This window comes from Clostridioides sp. LIBA-2809 (assembly GCF_056688965.1).
The window spans coordinates 1,413,060-1,435,504 of the sequence record NZ_CP197004.1; the positions used below are offsets into that span (position 1 = coordinate 1,413,060).

Sequence of the window (22,445 nt, forward strand, 5' to 3'; positions counted from 1 at the left end):
AGGGGGTGATCTTGTGTCAAAAACAAGAGTATACCAAATAGCAGAAGAATTAAATATATCAAATGAAGAGCTTATGAATAAGTTAACTGAATTAGATATAAATGTAGCTGATAAAGATTCAGTATTAGAAGGAGAAGAATTAGAATTAGTATTAGAATTCTTAAATGAAGCTTCATCTAAAGAAAATGAAAATGTTATAGAGATAGATGGAAAGCTAACAGTTCAAGCATTAGCAACAGAGTTAGATAAATCTCCATCAGAAGTAATTATGAAGCTCATGAAAATGGGAACTATGGCAACAATAAATCAAGAGATAAGTTTTGAAATTGGTGCTTTAGTTGCCAAAGACTATGGATTTGAACTAACAGTAGCTGAAAGTGATGATACAGAAGCTTTAGAAATAGAAGCTTTAATGGAAATTGAAGAAGATAAAGAAGAGGATTTAAAATCTAGACCACCAGTTGTTACAGTTATGGGACATGTTGACCATGGTAAAACATCTCTACTAGATGCAATAAGAAAAACTGATGTAATTTCAGGTGAAGCAGGAGGAATAACTCAGCATATAGGTGCTTCAGAAGTTAAAATTAATGGACAAAAAATAGTATTTTTAGATACTCCAGGACATGAGGCTTTCACATCAATGAGAGCAAGAGGAGCACAAGTTACAGATATAGCAATATTAGTGGTTGCAGCAGATGATGGTATAATGCCTCAAACAGTAGAAGCTATAAACCATGCTAAAGCAGCAGGAGTACCTTTAATAGTTGCTATCAATAAAATAGATAAACCAGGTGCAAATCCAGATAAAGTAAAACAAGAATTAGCAGACCAAGGATTATTAGTTGAAGACTGGGGTGGAGAAGTAATAGCAGTTCCAGTATCAGCTAAGAAAAAAGAAGGAATAGATACACTTTTAGAAATGGTATTATTGGTTGCTGAAATGGAAGAATTAAGAGCAAATCCAAATAAAAGAGCAGTAGGAACTGTTATAGAAGCTGAGCTTGATAAAGGAAGAGGTCCAGTTGCAACAGTACTTGTTCAAGGTGGTACTTTAACAGTAGGTGACCCAATCGTTGCAGGTGCTGCATGTGGTAAAGTTAGAGCAATGATAAATGCAAAAGGGAAAAGAGTAAAAACAGCAGGACCATCTACAGCAGTTGAGATATTAGGTTTATCAGAAGTTCCACAAGGTGGAGACCAATTTGTTGAGGTTCCAACTGACAAAATTGCTAGAAGTGTAGCAGCAAGAAGACAGCAAATAGTCAGAGATGAAATGTTAAAATCAACTCAAAGATTATCACTAGATGTTTTATTTAGTCAAATGAGTGAAGGTTCTATAAAAGACCTTAATATAGTTATAAAAGCAGACGTACAAGGTTCAGTACAGGCAGTTAAACAATCTTTAGAAAAACTATCAAATGAAGAAGTTCAAGTTAAAGTAATACATGGAGGTGTTGGAGCTGTAACAGAATCAGATATATTACTTGCAGCAGCTTCTAATGCAATAATAATAGGATTCAATGTAAGACCAGTTCCAGGTGCAGAATCTCTAGGAGAAAAAGAAAATGTTGATATAAGAACATATACTATAATATACAAAGCCATAGAAGATATACAAGCTGCTATGACTGGTATGTTAGACCCTGAATATGTTGATGAAGAAACAGGAAAAGCTGAAATAAGAGAAATATATAAAATATCTGGTGTTGGAACAGTAGCTGGATGTTATGTAACTAATGGTAAGATATTTAGAAACTGTAAAGTTAGATTAGTTAGAGATAGTATAATAATACATGAAGGTGAACTTGCAGCACTTAAGAGATTTAAAGATGATGTAAAAGAAGTTAATTCTGGATACGAATGTGGTATGAGTTTTGTAAATTATAACGATATAAAAGAAGGCGATGTAGTAGAGGCTTATATAACTAAAGAAGTAGAAAGAAAATTATAAATTCGTATCAAAGAAAATCAGTTAGTAAAGAAGGTCGATGGTATGGCATCATATAATAGAACAAGAAGAATAGCAGAAGAAATAAGAAAAGTAGTAAGTACTATGCTTATAAATGGAGTAAAAGACCCTAGAATAACATCTATGGTAAGTGTAACTGATGTAGAAGTTACAAATGACCTAAGATACGCTTATGTATATGTAAGTATTTTAGGTGGAGATGAAGAATCTACACTAACAGGACTTAAAAGTGCTGGAGGGTATATAAGAAGAGAAGTAGGAAAAAATATAAAACTTAGATATATTCCTGAAATAATGTTTAAGCTTGATGATTCAATAGAAAAAGGAATGTATATGGATAGCCTTATAAAAAGAGTTAATGAAAAAAATACTCAAAAAAATGAGGATGAAAATTATGATGAATAATATTGATAGTATTATAAACTATATTTATGAGGGTGACTATTTTATAGTTACCTCTCATATTAGCCCAGATGGAGATAATATTGGTTCTACACTTTCGATGTATTATACATTAAAAAACTTAGGGAAAAAAGTATATTATGTACTTGATGATGAAGCTCCATTAAATTTAAAGTTTTTGGTTGAAGACGTAAAAATTTATAAGTCTAATGAACTTGATATGAATCAGTATTCTCTAATAGCACTTGATTGTGGAGATGAAATGAGAATATGCGTAAGTGATGAAATCAAAAGTAATGCATCAAAAGTAATCTGTATTGACCATCATGCTAGTAATGATTCATATGGGGATTTAAATTATGTAGATATGGATGCATCCTCTACATGTGAGCTAGTTTATAATTTATTGATTAGATTCCAGCAAATAAAAGATATTGAGATTATAAATAAAGATATAGCAACATGTTTATATACAGGTCTTGTAACTGATACTGGAAACTTTTCATATTCAAATGTGCATGCAAGTAGTTTTGAAATGGCAAAAAATTTACTTGTTTTAGGTGCAGAAAAAAATACTATAATACAAAATATATATCAAAGTAATTCTTCTGATTACTATAAATTATTAGGAGAAGCTTTAAAATCTTTGGAAATATTTGATTCAAAAGTATCTAGTATAGTTTTAACTCAAGACATGATGAATAGAAATAATACAAGTTTCAACGATGTTGATGGAATAACAACATATACAAGAGATATAAAAGGAATTGAAGTTGGAATTCTATTTAAAGAGAAAAAACAAGATGAAATTAAAGTAAGTTTTAGGTCAAAAAATTATGTTGATGTAAGTGAAATAGCCAAGTTATTTGGCGGTGGTGGTCATGTAAGAGCTGCTGGATGTACTATTAGAGATAATGTTGAGAATGCAAAAAAAATGGTATTAGAGGCAGTGTTAAAATCAATTTAAGGTGACAGTAAAATGAATAAGATTATAAGTATATTGAAACCTACAGGTATGACATCTCATGATGTTGTAAGTAGAGTGAGAAAGATTTTAAATATAAAAAAAGTCGGTCATACAGGTACTCTTGACCCAGATGCTTCAGGTGTTTTACCAATCTGTATAGGAAAAGCTACAAAAGTATGTGAAGTTATTTTAAACAAAGATAAATCATATATATGTGAGCTTACTTTAGGTATAAGTACAGATACTTATGATGCCTCAGGTGAAATTTTAAAAAAAGTTGATGATTTTAAGTTGAGTAATGAAGATATAGAAAAAGCTTTTGATACACAAAGAGGAGAAATAAGTCAGCTTCCTCCAATCTATTCAGCTTTAAAAGTAAATGGAAAGAGAATGTGTGATTTAGTAAGAAGTGGTAGACAATCTGAAATTACTTTAAAAACTAGAAGAGTGAATATAAAAGACATAAAAATACTCAGTATAAAAGGTAACAAAGTAATGTTTTATGTTGAGTGTTCTAAAGGGACTTATGTAAGAAGTATTTGTCATGATATAGGAGAATACCTAGGTTGTGGAGCACATATGTCATTTTTGAATAGAACATCTTCTGGTAAATTTGATTTAGATAATTCAATAACATTAGAAGAACTAGAATCATTTTATGAAAATAAAACTTTAGACAAACACTTATATGATATAGATTATGTACTTGATTCATTTAATTATATTGTATTAAATCCTAATGCTATAAAATATTATAGCAATGGTGGTTCAATAGATGATAAAAGATTTTTGAAAGATAATCTCAATAAGAATGATGAATTTGTAAGGGTGTATAGCACAGATAACTTCTTAGGATTAGGAAAATTATCAAAACATAATAATACAATAAGTGTTAAAAGTGATAAGATGTTCATATAATTAATGTATTTAAAAGAATTCCAAAAGAGATAGTACTATAATAACTTCTATAGTCTATCTCTTTTACTTATGCTATAATAGTTTGTGAATAAGTTAAGAGTAAATTATAATTTTAGCGGGGAACATTTATTATGGTGATTATAAAATCTATAGCAGAAATAGCAAACATAAAAGAAAGCGTCATTACCATAGGAAACTTTGATGGTGTACACAAAGGACATCAAGTTCTTATAAAAAAAACAGTTGAATATGCAAAAAAACAAAATATACAAAGTATTGTATTTACCTTTGCAAATCATCCTGTAAATTACTTTAGACCAAACTCAACAAAAAATATTATAAGCAATAATGACAAGATAAAATTATTAGAAGACTTGGGAATAGATATAGTTGTAATCATACCATTTGATGAGTATATGACTAAAATACCTGCAAAGGATTTCGTAGACGAGATACTAGTAAAAAAATTAAAAGCTAAAAAAATAGTAATTGGCCATGACTTTACATTTGCAAGAGCAAAAGAAGGTAATGTTAATCTATTAAAAAGCTTAGAACATGAATTTGGTTTTGAGGTAGAAGTAATAAAACCAATCAAAATAAATGATGTAAGAGTGAGTAGTACTTATATTAGAAGTTTAGTATCCCAAGGCGACATGGCTAATGTTAAAGAGTATTTAGGTCGTAATTACAAGTTAGAAGGGTGTGTTATACATTCTAAACACCTTGGAAGAACTATGGGATTTCCAACAGCAAATATTGACCTTAAGAACAATATGCTCGTTCCAAAGAGAGGTATTTATGCTTCTATTGTACATATTGGAGATGAGGCTTATTTTGGTGCTACAAATGTAGGCTATAACCCAACAGTCAATGGAAAATCTTTATCTATTGAAACCAATATTTTAGAGTTTGACAGAGATATTTATGGTAAAAATATAATTGTTGAGTTTTTGGAAAGAATAAGGGATGAGAGAAAATTTAATTCAATAGATGACTTAAAAAATCAATTGTTTAATGACACAAATTATGTATACGAAAACTATGTTTGCAAAAACAAGTAATGTATGATAAAATGATTAAGGAAAATAACCATTACTCGGCATTTGAATACTCCAATCAATGCTTAGTAATAGGCGTTTCTAAAAAAATACGGAGGTAATCTAAATGATAAACAAGTCAGAAATAATCAAAGAATTTGGAAGAGTTGAAGGAGATACTGGTTCTCCAGAAGTACAAATAGCTTTATTAACAGCTAGAATAAACGAGTTAAATGGACATTTAAAAACTCATAAGAAAGACCACCATTCAAGAAGAGGACTATTAAAAATGGTTGGTAGAAGAAGAAACTTATTAGCTTACTTAAAAGAAAAAGATCTTGAAGGATATAGAGCATTAATAGCTAAGTTAGGATTAAGAAAGTAATTTCATTCTTTATAAAAAAGCAGGTATAGTGTATACCTGCTTTTTTATAGTTAATTCATTATAAAGTAAAATAGTTAATAATAAAAGTAGTTTATATATTATAAAAAATTATAAAATGAATAATATTGGGTAAGAATATTAGAGAAATATATAAATACATAATTAATTTAAAAGGAAAGACAATATAAATATAGAAACTTTATAACAGTATAATTAGTTGGAATAAGGAGGATATTATTTTGAAAATAAAGTTAGTATGTGATAGTTTATGTGATATTCCAGATGAAATATCAGAAAAAGATTATATAGAAATAGTTCCACTTACAGTTATTTTTAATGATAGAGAATATATAGAAGGAGTAGATATAAATAAAGAAGAGTTTTATAAAAAAGTAAAAGAAATTAAGCAAATACCTAAAACATCACAGGCTACATATATGGAGTTTAAGGAAGTATTTGATAGGTTTGTAGAAGATGGATACCATATAATCTGCATGACAGGAGCAGCAAATGCATCAGGGACTTTTCAAAGTGCTATGATAGCTAAAAATGATGTAGATGAAAATGAAAAAATACATATATTTGATACTCGAAACTTATCTCTTGGTAGTGGACAATATGTTATAAAAGCATGTGAACTTCTTGAAGAAGGATTGGCATTTGAAGAAATTATAGAAGAATTAGAAAATACTCGTAGTAGTGTGAGATTACTTTTCGCACCATATACACTTGATTTTTTAAAACAAAGCGGAAGGGTTCCAGTGGCAACTGCTTTGATAGGAAATATGTTGAATATAAAGCCTATATTTTTCTTTGATAATGGGGAAGCTAAGTTAGTAAATAAGGTTAGAGGAGTAAAGAATATAGCAAGTAAATTGGTTGATATAATATTAGAGATGAATGAAGGGTCTTTAGAAGGAAAAATTGTTACGATAGGTTGTGGAGATAATCTTCATGATTGTGAAATATTAAAAGAAGAAGTAAACAAAAGAATAAAAGCAAGAAGAGTGTTATTTACTCGAGGAGGCGTTTCTATTTGCTCTCATACAGGGCCAGATATATTAGCTATAAGTTGCTCTAATTAGTAGTAATATAAGCTTTTTGCATATATGTGTAAAGATAATTTTATATTGTTAATTTATAGTATTTTTGATAATATAGTAAATAGAGTGATATACGTGTTTTTAATAAGAGGAGGACAAGCATTAATGTTTGAACATAAAATATTTAAAATGGATTTTGCAGGAAGAGAACTTTCTGTAGAAATAGGAAAAATTTGTGAAATGACTAGTGGTAGCTGTATAGTTAGATACAGTGATAGTATGGTAATGGTGAATACAACTAAATCGGCTAAACCTAGAGACGGAATAGACTTCTTTCCTTTAAGTGTAGATTATGAAGAAAAATTATACTCTGTAGGTAAGATACCAGGAGGCTTTTTAAAAAGAGAAGGTAAGCCTTCAGAAAAAGCGATACTTACATCAAGATTGATAGATAGACCAATAAGACCATTATTCCCAAAAGGATTTAGAAATGATGTTCAGGTAGTTGCAACTGTTTTATCAGTAGACCAAGACTGCACACCAGATATAGTCGCAATGATAGGTTCTTCTATAGCCCTTTCTATATCAGACATACCATTTAATGGACCAACTGGTTCAGTATGTGTTGGTCTTGTAGATGGTGCCTTTGTTGTAAATCCAAATGCAGAACAAAGAGAAAAAAGTTCAATGCACTTAGTTGTTTCAGGTACAAAAGAAGCAATAATGATGGTTGAAGCAGGAGCAGATGAAGTTCCTGATGATGTGATGTTAGAGGCTATTTTATTTGCACATCAAGAAATCAAAAAAGTAGTTGAGTTTATAGACGGTATAGTTGCAGAAGTTGGAAAAGAAAAATTAGACGTTGAATTGTACCATGCAGGAGAAGAAATAACTCAATTAGTTCGTGAATTTGCAACTGATAAGATGAAAGAAGCAGTTCAAACTTTTGAAAAATTAGAGAGAATGGAAAATATGGATAGAGTTAAAGAAGAAACTTTAGCTCACTTTGAAGAAACTCTTGAAGATTTTGAAGATTATATTGGAGATATAGAAGAAGTATTACAAGATATAATAAAAGAAGAAGTAAGAAAGCTTATAGTACATGAAAATGTAAGACCAGATAATAGAAAATTAGAAGAAATAAGACCTATATGGTGTGAAACTGGTATGATACCTAGAGCTCATGGTTCAGCTATATTTACTAGAGGTCAAACTCAAGTACTTAATGTGGCTACTTTAGGTGCTTTAGGAGATGTTCAAAAGTTAGATGGATTAGATGAAGAAGAAAATAAGAGATATATGCATCATTATAATTTCCCAGCATATAGTGTTGGGGAAGCTAGACCATCAAGAGGACCAGGAAGAAGAGAAATAGGACATGGTGCTTTAGCAGAAAGAGCTTTATTACCAGTAATACCATCTCAAGAAGACTTCCCTTATGCTATTAGATTAGTTTCTGAGGTATTAAGTTCAAATGGTTCTACATCTCAAGCAAGTGTATGTGGCTCAACATTATCTTTACTTGATGCAGGTGTACCTATAAAAGATATGGTTGCAGGTATAGCTATGGGACTTATAAAACATGATGGTAAGGTTGCAGTACTTTCAGATATACAAGGTATGGAAGACCATTTAGGAGATATGGACTTTAAAGTAGCTGGTACAGAATATGGTATAACAGCAATACAAATGGACATAAAAATAGATGGTATAGATAAGGAAATTCTACAAAGAGCTTTAAAACAAGCTAAAGAAGGTAGAATCCATATACTAGGAGAAATGAGAAAAACTATATCTCAACCAAAACCAGAACTTTCACCATATGCACCTAAGATTGTTAAAATGCAAATAAATCCTGATAAAATAAAGGATGTAATAGGACCTGGTGGAAAGATAATAACTAAGATAATAGATGAAACTGGAGTTAAGATAGATATCGAACAAACTGGAGAAGTATTTATATCAGGTATTGAGATTGATATGATTAAGAAAGCTCAAGAACTTATAAATAATATAGTAATCGAACCAGAAGTAGGAAAAACTTATAAAGGTAAAGTAAGCAGAATAATGAACTTTGGTGCATTTATTGAAATACTTCCAGGAAAAGAAGGATTACTTCATATATCTCATATAGCTCATGAAAGAGTTGCTAAAGTTGAAGATGTATTAAATATAGGAGATGAAGTTGAAGTTAAAGTTACAGAAATAGATGAAAAAGGAAGAGTTAATTTATCAAGAAAAGTTCTTTTACCAAAACCAGAACATAAAAATAAATAATATAATAAATAATTAAAGGCAAAATCTTATGATTTTGCTTTTTTTAATGTAAATATATATCTTCTTAAATGATATATATTATATTGACATGTAAAAAAGTATTTACATCATATTTAGTGCATAAATAAAGCTTTCTTTTAATAGTATTAAATAAGAAACAATTTGTACATAATTAGGGGGAGTTTTAATGATAATGATGGTACTTAACAAGAGTAAACTCAAGAAAATAATAATACTAATTTTAGTTTTATTATTAGGGCTATCAGGAGGAGTAATGGTATTAAAAATGTTTAATAATAAACCAGTATTCAACTTCTTTAATGGGGTAGATTTACCATATGAAAGAGGCACAAAAGATAAAAGTGGATATGTTGCATTAACTTGTAATATAGACCTTGGATGGGAAACAGAGTATGTGGAATCTATTTTAGAGACTCTTAAAAAGGAAGATGTAAAAATTACTTTTAATGTAACAGGTAAGTGGGCAGAAAAGAATAAGGATGAATTATTAAAGATAAAAAAACAGGGACATGAAATAGGCAATCATGGATACAAACATTTAGATTATTCGACATTATCATATGAAGATAATTATGAACAAATAGAGACATCTAAAAAAATAATTGAAGAAATCATAGGTGAAAAAACTAAATTTTTTCAAGCACCAGCAGGTTCTTTCGGTCCAGAGACAGTAAAAGCAGCTAAAGCATTAGGATATACCTCAATAAAATGGGATGCTGACACTATAGACTGGAAGTATAAAGACCAACCAGAAGTAATAATTGATAGAATGAAGAAAAAAGATATTAAAGATAATAGTATAATCTTAATGCACCCAACCGATGCAACGACAAAATGTATAGATGATATTATAGCAATTGTAAGGGAGAAAGGATTAAAACCAGGTAAACTCAGTGATGTTTTTAAATAGACAAAGTGTAAATATTTGATTAAGATTGTATAAGTTGTAGTTGAATTAATTAAAAGACTGACTTATAATGTAATACATATAAAAATAAATATAATTAAAATATAGTGTTTTCAATAATCCAATATAAAACAAAGAATAAATTTTTAGGAGAATGTAATGTATAAGACAAAAATACTGGAAAATGGGCTTACAATAATTGGTGAAGAAATACCATATCTAAAGTCAATAACATTAGGTATTTGGATAAATGCAGGCTCTAGGATAGAAGAAGCACAGGTGAGTGGAACTTCTCATTTTATAGAGCATATGATGTTTAAAGGAACCAAAAACAGAACATCAAAGGAGATTGCTAGTTCAATAGACAATTTGGGTGGGCAAATAAATGCATTTACAAGTAAAGAATGTACATGTTATTATGTAAAATTAATAGATGAGCATATAGATACAGGAATTGATGTATTAAGTGATATGATACTAAATTCTAAATTTGATAAAAATGATATAGATAAGGAAAGACTTATAATATTGGAAGAACTTAAGATGTATGAAGATTCTCCAGATGACTTATCTTATGATTTATTAGTAGAAAATATATATGCTAATGATGGTTTAGGAATGAATATAATTGGGACAAAAGATTCTCTATACAATATAACTAGGGAATCAATGTTAGAATACTTAAACAAGTATTATATTCCAAATAACGCTGTTATTTCTATAGCTGGAAACTTTAATTTTGATGATATAGTAGATAAAATCAAATCGAAATTTGGACACTGGGAAAAGAAAAAATTGAATATAGAAATAAACGAGGCTAAATTCAATCCTTGTTTTATATCAAAAAATAAAGATACTGAACAGGTAAACTTAGCTATGTGCTTAAAAGGTATTCCATTTGAAAATGATGACGAAGTATATTCAATGGCAGTAGTAAATAATATTTTTGGTGGAAGTATAAGCTCAAGACTTTTTCAGAAAATAAGGGAGGAAAAAGGTTTAGTATATTCCATATACTCATCACAGACATTATACAGAAAATGTGGAGAATTAGGCATATTTGCAAGTATGAGTACAGAAAATCTGAAAAATGTTTATAATTTAATAAAAGAGGAAATTGAAAACATAAGGAAAAACTATCTTACAGAAAAAGAAATATATGAAAGTAAGGAACAATTAAAAGGCAATTATATATTGGATTTAGAAAGTACTAGCAGTAGAATGATGTCTACTGGTAAATCTATGTTACTTAGTAAAAAAGTAAAAACTACAGATGAAATACTTGAGTGTATAAATAATGTTGATATCAATTTAGTAAAGAAAGTTGTTGATAAGGTATTCAATATCGAAAATATTGGTACATGTATAGTTGGAAGAGATGTAGAAAATATTCTACATTTGGATTGATATCTTAAAAAGTAAATCTCTGGAGGTAATAAAATATGAATTTATCTGAAATAGCAGGTAAGGAAATAGTTAACTTGGTCACAGGAGAAAGATTGGGGGTCATTGGAGAATGTGACCTTATACTAGATGAAACTACAGGCGGTATATTAGCGCTTTTAATTCCAAAAGAAAAAGGTTTTTTTGCCAGAAGAAAAGATAAGTCATTTTTAGAAGTACCATGGAGAAATGTAAAAAAAATAGGTAATGACATGATAATTATAGAATATGAGGGATATATTTAGGAGGAAAAAATGAGTATTTTAGTGCAAAAGTTTGGTGGGACATCAGTAGAATCATATGAAAAAATGAATGAAGTATGTAAAATAGTAAAAGCATACAAAGAGAATGGTGAAGAATTACAATTAGTACTAGTAGTTTCAGCAATGGGTAGAAAAGGAGCTCCATATGCAACAGACACACTTATAAACTTGTGTAGTGCAGTAAACGATGAACCAAATAAAAGGGAGCTTGATTTAATAATGTCTTGTGGTGAAATAATATCAGGAACAATTCTTGCTAATTTATTGAATGCACAAGGTATAGAATCTGTTTTCTTTACTGGTCAACAAGCAGGTATAATTACAAGTGATGAATATTCTAATGCAAAAATAAAATATATAAATCCTAAGAAAGTAAAAAGAGCTTTAGATAATGGGAAAGTTGTAGTTATAGCTGGATTCCAAGGTGTAACAGATGATGGAGAAATAACTACTCTTGGAAGAGGAGGAAGTGATACGTCAGCAGTTGCTATTGGTAAAGCTTTGGAATGTGAAACAGTTGAAATTTATACTGATGTAGATGGTATAATGACAGCAGACCCTAGAGTAGAACCAAATGCTAAAGTATTAAGTTTTATAGATTATGAAGAAGTATTCCAAATGGCTGACAAAGGTGCAAAGGTAATACACCCAAGAGCAGTACAATTAGCTAAAAGTGGAAATATAACTTTAGCTATAAAAAATACAATGAACCCAACTTTTGAAGGGACAAAAATAGGTTCTTTATGTAGACACTTAGAAGAAAATATAGAATATGAACAAGAAAAAGACTTTAACGTTGCTGTTGCAAATAAAGATAGTGTAGCGCAAGTTAAGATTAAATCAGCAGAAGAAGTGTTTACAGAAGTATTAAATGAGATAGAAAATAAACTTATAAATATAGATATGATAAACTTCTTTATATCAGAAAAAGCATTTGTTATTGAAGATGCTGATATAAAAGCATTAAAAGAGATACTAGATAAATTTGAATTAGATTATGAAGTAAATAGAGATTGTGCTAAAGTTACATTGATATGTTCAAGAATCGCAGATGAAATGTCTGGTATCATGTCAAAGGTAGTTAGAGGCTTATCAAAGGCAGGAGTATCTCTTTTACAAACATCAGACTCAAATATGACTATATCTTGTTTAGTTAGTGAAGAAGATATGCACACAGCAGTACATGCAATACATCAACAATTTTATGTAAAATAAATACTATAATACAATTATTTTTATTCAAATTTTAATAATTTTATGTATATCTTAATATATTTGATTTATTTGGTAAAACTAAGTTAAATATGATTTTGATAGGAGTTTTTTTATGAAAGATTATAGAGAAGATAATGAAACATTTGATAAAGATAGTTGTAGAAGAGAATCTAGTTGTGAAGAAAGAGAATGTATAAAGCAATTTGGGACTAATGAAATGCCACTTCAACCCTCTAAGGATACTCAGTGTATAACCATAATTGGAGAAATTGAAGGACATTTTATAGGAAATCCTCAAAAAAAAGCTACAAAATATGAACATATAATTCCAATGTTATACTCAATTGAGGAAAGTAATGATATTAAAGGAGTACTAGTAGTTTTAAACACTGTTGGAGGAGATATTGAGGCAGGTCTAGCTATTGCAGAACTTTTAAACAGTACATCTAAAAAAGTAGTTACTCTTGTTTTAGGTGGAAGCCATAGTATAGGTGTTCCTCTTGCTACAGCAGGAGATTACTCATTTATAGCACCAACAGCAACCATGATTATACATCCTGTGAGAACTACTGGTCTTGTGATTGGTATAAATGAAACTTTTGAGTATTTTAAAAAGATGCAAGATAGAATAATTCAATTTATAATAAGAACCTCAAATATTAAAAAAGATGTACTTGAGAAACTTATGCATGAAAAAGATGAGCTTATAAGTGATGTCGGTAGTGTATTAATAGGAAAAGAAGCAGTAGATTATGGGCTTATAGATGAAGTTGGAGGATTGAAGGAAGCTCTTAAAAAATTAAAAGAGCTTATAAAAGAATCTGACGAAGAAAAAAATAATGATTAAAGTTTGTTTAAATAATAAAATTTATGATATAATGATGTAATAAAGTAGGAGTGTTAGTGTTAAGGCATTAGCACTTTTTGCTGTGAAGGGGTAAAACTTGCTAAAAATAAGGAGTGATATTAATGGCCACGAAAAAGAAGAAAAAAAAGAAGGTAAATACCTTAAGTTTTAACGCAGAATATCATAATTTAATAACAATATTTGTAGGTGTATTTTTATTATATAGTTTAAATTCTAACTCTATGGGATGGATACCTGTGTTAATGCAGAATCTTTTTAAAGGACTATTTGGAGGGCTTTCTATAGCAATACCATTTATAGTAATCATAACAGGACTTTTAGGATTTTTTGATGGAAATGAATATATATATAGGCTAAGAAAGACTAAATTATACTACATAATTATTTTATTTATATTTGTATTTTATGGATTATTAAATGCAGGAACTCTTCCTGTAGATAGCCCACTAAAAGGTAACATGTTTGATGATATTATGAAAATGGGTGTAAGTGGACAAGGTAGTGGCTTGATAGCAACTACGATTGCTTATTATATGAGTAAAATATTTGGTATAGCAGGTGGATGGTTAATAAGCATATTTGCCCTTATACTTTCTATCATGTTTATATTTAATATTTCTATAAAAGACTTGGTATCCAATGCAAAATCAAAATCTAAAGCATCAAAAGATAGCAATTTAACATTTAAAGATAAAATTGCAAATATGAAGAAATCTGCAATAGATATGATGACTGACGAAGTAGATGATACTACTATAAATAAGAAACCAGGATTCTTTAAAGGGTTAATGTCAAAAGGTCGCAATAATGAGGATGAAGAAGAGGAATATTTTGAAGAAGAGAATACTGATGGTGTAGATGATAAGACTATCAAAATAGTTGGATTTAATAAAGCAGAAGACGAGTATTTAGAAATATTAGAAGGTACTCAAAGTATGCCAGAGTTAGATGTTTTAAAAGAATTACAAAAAGCTACAAATGAAAGTCCAGTTGTAGATACTAAACCAGAAAAAAAAGTTGATATAAACAAACCGAACTTGAATATAGAAAAAACTCAACCTATGAGCATTATAGCAGAGTCAGTTAATGAGGATTATTCAAACTACAAAAAGCCTAGTATTGAGCTTTTAAATAAAGTAAACAAGAAATCTGATGAAAATGGTAAAAAGAAAGTATTAAAAAATGCTTCTCTTTTAGAAAAGACACTATCGGATTTTGGAGTAGAAGCGAAAATTAATCAAGTTACAGTTGGACCTACTATAACGAGATATGAGATACAGCCAAGCCCTGGTGTTAAAGTAAGTAAAATTGTAAATTTAACTGATGATATAGCTTTAAGCCTAGCAGCTAAAAGCATAAGAATTGAAGCACCGATTCCTGGGAAAAGTGCAATTGGAATAGAAGTTCCAAATGAAGAGGCTCAAATGGTTGGAGTAAGAGAAGTTCTAGAAAGTGAAGAATTCAATAGTTTTAATTCTCCTCTTGCAATGGGACTTGGAAAAGATGTAGCAGGTAAAATTATAATTGGAGATATAGGTAAGATGCCACACTTACTAATAGCTGGTTCTACAGGTTCAGGGAAGAGTGTATGCGTAAACACATTAATAAGTAGTATATTATATAAAGCAAATCCTGATGAAGTAAAATTACTATTAATAGACCCAAAAGTAGTTGAACTTGCAAATTATAATGGAATACCACATCTACTAATACCAGTAGTTACTGACCCTAAAAAGGCAGCTAATGCTTTAAACTGGGCAGTTACTGAGATGAATAGAAGATATAAACTATTTGCAGATGCTCAAGTAAAGGATGTAACAAGCTATAATGAAAAATCAGAAGAAAAATTACCTAAAATAGTAATAATAATAGACGAGTTGGCAGACTTAATGATGGCAAGTGCAAATGATGTAGAAGACTATATTTGTAGACTAGCTCAAATGGCAAGAGCTGCTGGAATGCACTTGATTGTAGCAACTCAAAGACCATCTGTTGACGTTATAACAGGAGTTATAAAAGCTAATATACCATCTAGAATAGCATTTGCAGTATCATCTCAAACTGATTCAAGAACAATACTTGATATGGGTGGTGCAGAGAAACTTCTAGGTAAAGGAGATATGTTGTTTTACCCACTTGGAGCAGCAAAGCCAGTTAGACTTCAAGGTGCATTCATATCAGAGAGTGAGTCAGAAAAAGTAATTGATTTCGTAAAAAGTCAGGTTAAAGATGGAATAAAATACGAAGAAGATATAATTGAAACTATATCTAAGGTTAATACTTCAAAGAGTAGCGATGAGGATGAATTCTTGAGTGAAGCCATAGAATTTGTCGTGGAGAGTGGTCAAGCATCTGCTTCTATGTTACAAAGAAGATTTAAAATAGGATTTAATAGAGCAGCTAGACTTATAGATTCTATGGAAGAAAGAGGAATAATTGGAGCAAGCGAGGGAAGTAAACCAAGAAAGGTATTAATAAGCAAACAAGATTTGCAGAATTTAGAAGGTGAATAGAATTGTCAGTTATAAAAATAGAAGAAGCACTTAAGCTAGATAAAGTAATATTTGTAGATGTAAGAACAGAAGGTGAATATGAAGAAGACCATATATTAAATGCAATTAATATGCCTATTTTTAAAAATAATGAGCATAATGAAGTTGGAACAATCTACAAAATGCAAGGAAAACATGAAGCAATACAAAAGGGTTTTGACTATGTCTCGTATAAGTTAAAAGATATGTATCTACAAGCAGCAAATCTTGCAACAAATTATGATAATATCGTTATATATTGTGCAAGAGGTGGTATGAGAAGTGGAAGTATAGTAAATGTATTATCCTCATTAGGTGTAAATGTATATCAACTTGAAGGTGGATATAAGGCATATAGAAACTTTGTTTTAGAGTATTTAAGGAATGTAATGGATACAAAAAACTTTGTATCTGTTCATGGATTGACTGGGGTAGGAAAGACTGATTTATTACATCTATTAGAGGAAAAAGGAATAGATGTACTGGATTTGGAAGGTATAGCTAAAAATAGTGGTTCTACTTTTGGTTTTATAACATTTGATAAAAAGCCGCCATCTCAAAAGAATTTTGAAACTAAGTTGTTTGAAAGTATATTTTTCTCAAAGAAGAATTATATATTTGTTGAAAGTGAAAGTAAACGAGTTGGAAGTGTCACAGTTCCAAATGAGATTTTTGATGCAATGATACGAGAAGGACATCATATACTATTAGAATGTAATATTGAAAATAGAGTTAATAGACTTTGTAGAGACTATATTTATGATAAGGATAATATAGAGGTCTTAAAAGAATGTATAAATAAATTTAGAAAAAGATTGGGTCATAAAGTAGTAGATGATTATATTGAATTATTAGAATCAGGTAAATATAAAGAGCTTGTAAAAAGATACCTTTTAGAATACTACGACCCACTTTATATGCATTCAGTAGAGAAATATAAGTACAATAAAGTTATAAGTTTTAATGATACACAAAAAGCTTTAGAAGATGTTATAGACTTATATGAGAGCATATTGGAAGGAGATAAGGAATGTTAAAAATAGCATTAGAATCATTAGGATGCTCAAAAAATTTAGTGGATGCAGAAATAATGATGGGAATTTTAAATAAAAAAGGCTATAAATTAATTGGAGATTTTGAAGAAGCTGATGTAATCATAGTAAACACATGTGGGTTTATAGAATCAGCTAAACAAGAATCAATAGATACAATAATAGAATTTGCTGAATTAAAACAAACTGGAAACTTAAAGTTACTGATAGTAACAGGATGTTTGGCACAAAGATATTCTGAAGAATTAAAATCTGAAATTCCAGAAATAGATGCTATAGTAGGTACAGGAAGCTATCAGAACATAGATGAGATACTTAAAGAATTAAGTGAAAAACATCAAATTGTAAGTCTTGATGATATAGAGTTTGTGTTTAATGAAGATTTACCAAGATACCTATCTACACCTAGTTATATGGCATATTTAAAAATTGGAGAAGGATGTTCTAATAATTGTACTTATTGTATAATACCAAAATTAAGAGGTAAATATAGAAGTAGAAAATTTGAAGATATAATTAAAGAAGCTAATAAACTAGCTGAATCTGGAGTAAAAGAACTTGTAGTTATAGCGCAAGATACAACAAAATATGGTTTTGATTTATATGGAAAAGAAAAATTGCCAGAACTTTTAGAAGAACTTGCAAAAATAGATGGATTTAAGTGGATAAGAGTTATGTATTCATATCCAGAATCTATAACAGAAGAATTAGTACAAGTTATAAAAAAGCATGATAATATATGTAGTTACTTTGACATGCCAATTCAACATGCAAGTAATAATATTTTAAAATTAATGAATAGAAAAACTAGTAAAGAAGATATATTAAATAAAATTAATCTTATAAGAAGCAATATACCAGATGCAATACTTAGAACAACGATAATAGTAGGATTTCCTGGTGAAACAGAAGACGACTTTAAACAACTTGTGGACTTCGTAAAAGAAGTTAAGTTTGATAGACTTGGAGCATTTGCATATTCAAGGGAAGAAGATACACCAGCAGATAGATTACCTAATCATATAGATGAAGAAGTAAAGATACAAAGAAGAGATACTTTAATGATGATTCAACAAAAAATATCTGAAGAACTCAATGAGCAAAAAATAGGAAAGACATATGATGTATTGATAGAAGAACAGATAGAAGATAATGTATATACAGGAAGAACACAGGGTGATGCGGAAGAAATTGACAGCATAGTGTATGTAAAAAGTGTAGATAATCTTGAAATAGGAGAATTCGTAAGTGTTCAAATAAATGATGCAATGGAATACGATTTAATGGGAGATGTTTTATATGAACTTGCCTAACAAATTAACTTTGTTTAGAATCTTTTTAATACCAGTATTTGTTTTAATTATGTTACTCAATGTACCAAATAAGTTTTTAATAGCTTGTATTATTTTTATAATAGCTTCAATTACTGATGCGTTAGATGGAAAAATAGCTAGAAAATACAACTTAGTTACTGACTTTGGAAAGTTTATGGACCCATTAGCAGATAAGCTATTAGTTATTTCAGCACTTACATGTATGATAGAAGATCATCTTGTAAGTAGTTGGATGGTAATTATAATAGTAGCTAGGGAGCTTACCGTCAGCATATTAAGGGCTATAGCAGCAGCTGATGGAAAAGTAATAGCAGCTGGCAACAGTGGAAAACTTAAAACGATAACCCAGATGGTGTCAATAGTATTTTTATTATTAGGGGCTCAGTTTGAGAGTGGATTAATATTAAATATAGGTGGAATTCTCATACTTATAGCAACTCTACTTACCTTATATTCTGGATGGGAATACCTATATAAAAATAAAGAGCTTTTTATGTCCTCTAAATAAAAATAATATAAATAAAAATTAATTATTTAATTAATAAAAAATAAAAACTTAAAATTTTAAAAATGTAAAAAAGGGTATACTATTATAGTATACCTCTTTTCATTTTAAGAATATTTTCTTTTGTGTATATAATTATTAATAATGGTTTATAAATAAAATGTAATGAATAAAAATATAATCATTAGTAGCGTTTTTAAATTGACTAGGTTTGATTTATGTTATATAATTAATATATAACAAGAGAACAAATGTTTGTAGATAAATGAAGGGATGGTATAGAGATGAGTGTAGATCAAGAAAAATTAAAAGCGTTGAATGAAGCTTTAGGTAAAATTGAAAAAGATTTTGGTAAAGGTTCAGTAATGAAATTGGGAGAAGCAACGTCTATGTCTATAGATGTTATATCAACAGGAGCAATTGGTTTAGATATAGCTATTGGTATAGGAGGTCTACCTAGAGGGAGAATAGTTGAAGTATATGGACCAGAATCTTCTGGTAAAACTACTGTCGCACTTAGTTGTGTAGCATCAGCTCAAAAAGAGGGCGGAATAGCCGCATTTATAGATGCAGAACATGCACTTGACCCAGTATATGCAAAAGCATTGGGTGTGGATGTTGATAACCTAATAATATCTCAACCAGATACAGGTGAACAAGCTTTAGAAATAGCAGAGGCATTAATAAGAAGTGGAGCGATAGATATAATAGTAATAGACTCAGTAGCAGCATTAGTTCCAAAAGCTGAAATAGATGGAGATATGGGTGATTCTCATGTAGGTTTACAAGCTAGACTTATGTCTCAAGCACTTAGAAAATTAACTGGTTCAATCAAAAAATCAAATTGTGTTGCTATATTTATAAACCAGTTAAGAGAGAAAGTAGGAATAATGTTTGGAAATCCAGAAACTACTACTGGAGGACGTGCACTAAAGTTTTACTCATCAGTTAGACTGGATGTTAGAAAAATAGATACAATAAAACAAGGTGACAAAGTCATAGGAAGTAGAACAAGAGTCAAAGTTGTTAAAAACAAAGTAGCACCACCATTTAAACAAGCTGAATTTGATATAATGTATGGAGAGGGTATTTCAAAAATTGGAGACCTTCTGGATATAGCTGCTGATGTAGATATAGTTAAAAAATCAGGCTCATGGTATAGTTACAATGATACTAAACTTGGACAAGGAAGAGAAAATGTTAAAAAATTCTTGGAAGATAATTTAGATTTAACTAATGAAATAGACGAGAAAGTTAGAACATTTTACAACTTAACTGGAGAAAGTGAAGAATCAAGTAACTCAGTATCAAAAGAAATTGTAGAAGAAGAAGTAAAAATACAAAAAAATAACTAGTAATTAAAGACATGCCACGCTCCCTATTAGCTTGACACAATGTTGAAAAAATTATAAAATTAAGTGAGGATAAAATATCTAAATTTAATTTTAATTATTAGGAATATTTTTTAATCATAGTGATGACATTTTGGGATTATTAACGAAGGAGGTGGATGTCATAGATAGTGTAGTAATTATTGTAATAGGTGCAGCTGTTGGTATTATAGCTGGATATTTTGTTAGAAAGAATATATCTGAAGCAAAACTTGGACAAGCTGAAAACTTGGCCAAAGAAATAATAGATAAAGCACACCACGACTCAGAAACAGTACAAAAAGAAAAATTATTAGAAGCTAAAGAAGAGATCCATAAGTGGAGAACAGAAGCTGAAAGAGAAAACAGAGAAAGAAGAACAGAAGTACAAAAGTATGAAAAAAGAGTAGTACAAAAAGAAGAAGTCTTAGATAGAAAATTACAAAATTTAGAATCTAAAGAATTAAACCTAAGTGAAAAATTAAAGGTAGTTGAAAAGAAAGAAGAAGAAGTTGAAGTAATAAAATCTCAGCAATTGGAAAAATTAGAAAGTATATCAGGAATTACTTCTGATAAGGCTAAAGAAATAATTTTAACAAATGCAGAGAGAGATGTAAGACGTGAAATGTCTATAATGATAAAAGAGATAGAAAGTCAAGCTAAAGAAGAAGCTGATAAGAAATCAAGAGAAATTATAGGATATGCAATTCAAAAATGTGCAGCAGATCACGTAGCTGAAACTACTGTAACAGTAGTAAACTTACCTAATGATGAAATGAAAGGTAGAATAATTGGTAGAGAAGGTAGAAATATAAGGACTTTAGAAACTTTAACAGGTATAGACCTTATAATAGATGACACTCCAGAAGCTGTAATTTTATCAGGCTTTGATCCAATAAGAAGAGAGATTGCAAGGATTGCTCTAGAAAAACTAATAGCAGATGGAAGAATACATCCAGCTAGAATTGAAGAAATGGTTGAAAAGGCAAGAAAAGAAGTTGACAATATTATAAAAGAATATGGTGAACAAGCTGCATTTGAAACTAGTGTACATGGAATTCATCCAGAACTAATAAGATTATTAGGTAGACTTAACTATAGAACTAGTTATGGACAAAATGTTCTTAAACACTCTATAGAAGTTGCTCATATAGCTGGTATAATGGCTGCTGAAATAGGAGCAGATATTAGATTAGCAAAAAGAGCAGGTTTATTACATGATATAGGTAAGGCTGTAGACCATGAAATGGAAGGCACACATGTTGAAATAGGTATGGATTTACTTAGACGTTATAAAGAGTCTAAAGAAGTTATACATGCAATGAGTACTCATCATGGAGATTACGAGCCTCAGACTGTAGAAGCTGTATTAGTTACAGCAGCAGATGCAATATCAGCTGCTAGACCTGGTGCTAGAAGAGAAACTTTAGAAGCTTATATAAAGAGACTTGAAAAGCTAGAGGAAATAGCTAATTCATATGAAGGTGTAGAAAAATCATTTGCTATACAAGCTGGTAGAGAAATCAGAATAATGGTAAAACCAGAGGCTATAAATGATGAAGAAATACACTTATTAGCTAGAGATATGACTAAGAAAATAGAGGATGAACTTGAGTATCCTGGACAAATAAAAGTAAGTATAATAAGAGAAACAAGAGCTATAGAGTATGCAAAGTAAAAGAAATAATATCTAAATAATAATAAAAATATTTTTAAAAATTTAGATTTGCCACAAGATATGATAATATATCTTGTGGCTTTTTAATTGAAAAAAACTAATTTACCATTATATGGAATTAATATAATGAAAAAAAATATTGATTATAAAGCATTGATAAAATAAATTTTTATATATGTATTGTTTATATAATTATTTGAGTTTGTTTGATATAATGAAGGGATAAAATAATATATTATATTTAAATAAATGTTTTT

Annotated in this window: 19 protein-coding genes; all 19 read left to right on the plus strand. The window is 29.6% G+C overall.

Annotated elements, in window-relative coordinates:
* Nucleotides 1-13: 13 nt before the first annotated feature.
* The 19 genes from infB (at nucleotide 14) to rny (ending at nucleotide 22,188) form a co-directional block, all read left to right on the plus strand.
* On the plus strand, nucleotides 14-1,954 hold the full coding sequence (infB, locus tag ACTG44_RS06815) for a translation initiation factor IF-2 (protein ID WP_021384052.1): 1,941 nt from the start codon (nucleotides 14-16) through the stop codon (nucleotides 1,952-1,954).
* A gap of 42 nt (nucleotides 1,955-1,996) precedes the next feature.
* Nucleotides 1,997-2,377, plus strand: coding sequence for a 30S ribosome-binding factor RbfA (gene rbfA / locus ACTG44_RS06820; protein WP_021384033.1), 381 nt, complete (start codon nucleotides 1,997-1,999; stop codon nucleotides 2,375-2,377).
* Entirely contained in the window at nucleotides 2,358-3,341 is a 984-nt protein-coding gene (locus ACTG44_RS06825) for a DHH family phosphoesterase (protein WP_479920041.1), read from the plus strand. The genes rbfA and ACTG44_RS06825 overlap by 20 nt, the downstream gene beginning before the upstream one ends.
* Nucleotides 3,342-3,353: 12 nt before the next feature.
* The gene (gene truB / locus ACTG44_RS06830) at nucleotides 3,354-4,259 is read left to right on the plus strand and encodes a tRNA pseudouridine(55) synthase TruB (protein ID WP_021384020.1); all 906 of its coding nucleotides are present in this window, start codon (nucleotides 3,354-3,356) and stop codon (nucleotides 4,257-4,259) included.
* 131 nt (nucleotides 4,260-4,390) lie between these two features.
* A complete protein-coding gene (locus ACTG44_RS06835) occupies nucleotides 4,391-5,320 on the plus strand; it encodes a bifunctional riboflavin kinase/FAD synthetase (RefSeq protein ID WP_021384038.1) in 930 nt (309 codons plus the stop codon).
* 103 nt (nucleotides 5,321-5,423) lie between these two features.
* The gene (gene rpsO / locus ACTG44_RS06840; RefSeq protein WP_021384061.1) at nucleotides 5,424-5,681 is read left to right on the plus strand and encodes a 30S ribosomal protein S15; all 258 of its coding nucleotides are present in this window, start codon (nucleotides 5,424-5,426) and stop codon (nucleotides 5,679-5,681) included.
* A 239-nt stretch (nucleotides 5,682-5,920) separates the two neighbouring features.
* Nucleotides 5,921-6,766: a DegV family protein gene (locus ACTG44_RS06845; RefSeq protein ID WP_021384058.1), complete on the plus strand. Its 846-nt coding sequence runs from the start codon at nucleotides 5,921-5,923 to the stop codon at nucleotides 6,764-6,766.
* Between the two features lie 123 nt (nucleotides 6,767-6,889).
* Nucleotides 6,890-9,001 (plus strand): polyribonucleotide nucleotidyltransferase, encoded by a 2,112-nt coding sequence (gene pnp / locus ACTG44_RS06850; protein WP_021384017.1) that lies wholly within the window; start codon nucleotides 6,890-6,892, stop codon nucleotides 8,999-9,001.
* Nucleotides 9,002-9,188: 187 nt separating this feature from the next.
* Nucleotides 9,189-9,932: a polysaccharide deacetylase family protein gene (locus ACTG44_RS06855; RefSeq protein ID WP_021384066.1), complete on the plus strand. Its 744-nt coding sequence runs from the start codon at nucleotides 9,189-9,191 to the stop codon at nucleotides 9,930-9,932.
* A gap of 156 nt (nucleotides 9,933-10,088) precedes the next feature.
* Nucleotides 10,089-11,336 carry a M16 family metallopeptidase gene (locus ACTG44_RS06860; protein ID WP_479921493.1) on the plus strand — a complete coding sequence of 416 codons (1,248 nt, stop codon included), beginning with the start codon at nucleotides 10,089-10,091 and terminating at the stop codon, nucleotides 11,334-11,336.
* A gap of 35 nt (nucleotides 11,337-11,371) precedes the next feature.
* Nucleotides 11,372-11,617 carry a YlmC/YmxH family sporulation protein gene (locus tag ACTG44_RS06865; RefSeq protein WP_003419503.1) on the plus strand — a complete coding sequence of 82 codons (246 nt, stop codon included), beginning with the start codon at nucleotides 11,372-11,374 and terminating at the stop codon, nucleotides 11,615-11,617.
* A 9-nt stretch (nucleotides 11,618-11,626) separates the two neighbouring features.
* On the plus strand, nucleotides 11,627-12,850 hold the full coding sequence (dapG, locus tag ACTG44_RS06870; RefSeq protein ID WP_479921494.1) for an aspartate kinase: 1,224 nt from the start codon (nucleotides 11,627-11,629) through the stop codon (nucleotides 12,848-12,850).
* A 112-nt stretch (nucleotides 12,851-12,962) separates the two neighbouring features.
* Nucleotides 12,963-13,697, plus strand: a complete 735-nt coding sequence (locus ACTG44_RS06875; protein ID WP_021384022.1) for a ClpP family protease — start codon at nucleotides 12,963-12,965, stop codon at nucleotides 13,695-13,697.
* Between the two features lie 122 nt (nucleotides 13,698-13,819).
* On the plus strand, nucleotides 13,820-16,231 hold the full coding sequence (locus ACTG44_RS06880) for an FtsK/SpoIIIE family DNA translocase (RefSeq protein ID WP_479920045.1): 2,412 nt from the start codon (nucleotides 13,820-13,822) through the stop codon (nucleotides 16,229-16,231).
* A 2-nt stretch (nucleotides 16,232-16,233) separates the two neighbouring features.
* On the plus strand, nucleotides 16,234-17,286 hold the full coding sequence (mnmH, locus tag ACTG44_RS06885; protein ID WP_021384002.1) for a tRNA 2-selenouridine(34) synthase MnmH: 1,053 nt from the start codon (nucleotides 16,234-16,236) through the stop codon (nucleotides 17,284-17,286).
* A complete protein-coding gene (gene rimO, locus ACTG44_RS06890) occupies nucleotides 17,280-18,614 on the plus strand; it encodes a 30S ribosomal protein S12 methylthiotransferase RimO (protein ID WP_479921495.1) in 1,335 nt (444 codons plus the stop codon). Before mnmH ends, rimO begins: the two co-directional genes overlap by 7 nt.
* Nucleotides 18,601-19,143 carry a CDP-diacylglycerol--glycerol-3-phosphate 3-phosphatidyltransferase gene (gene pgsA, locus ACTG44_RS06895; protein ID WP_021384010.1) on the plus strand — a complete coding sequence of 181 codons (543 nt, stop codon included), beginning with the start codon at nucleotides 18,601-18,603 and terminating at the stop codon, nucleotides 19,141-19,143. Before rimO ends, pgsA begins: the two co-directional genes overlap by 14 nt.
* Nucleotides 19,144-19,424: 281 nt before the next feature.
* On the plus strand, nucleotides 19,425-20,495 hold the full coding sequence (gene recA / locus ACTG44_RS06900) for a recombinase RecA (RefSeq protein WP_021384069.1): 1,071 nt from the start codon (nucleotides 19,425-19,427) through the stop codon (nucleotides 20,493-20,495).
* Nucleotides 20,496-20,646: 151 nt separating this feature from the next.
* The gene (rny, locus tag ACTG44_RS06905; RefSeq protein ID WP_021384070.1) at nucleotides 20,647-22,188 is read left to right on the plus strand and encodes a ribonuclease Y; all 1,542 of its coding nucleotides are present in this window, start codon (nucleotides 20,647-20,649) and stop codon (nucleotides 22,186-22,188) included.
* Nucleotides 22,189-22,445 lie beyond the last annotated feature (257 nt).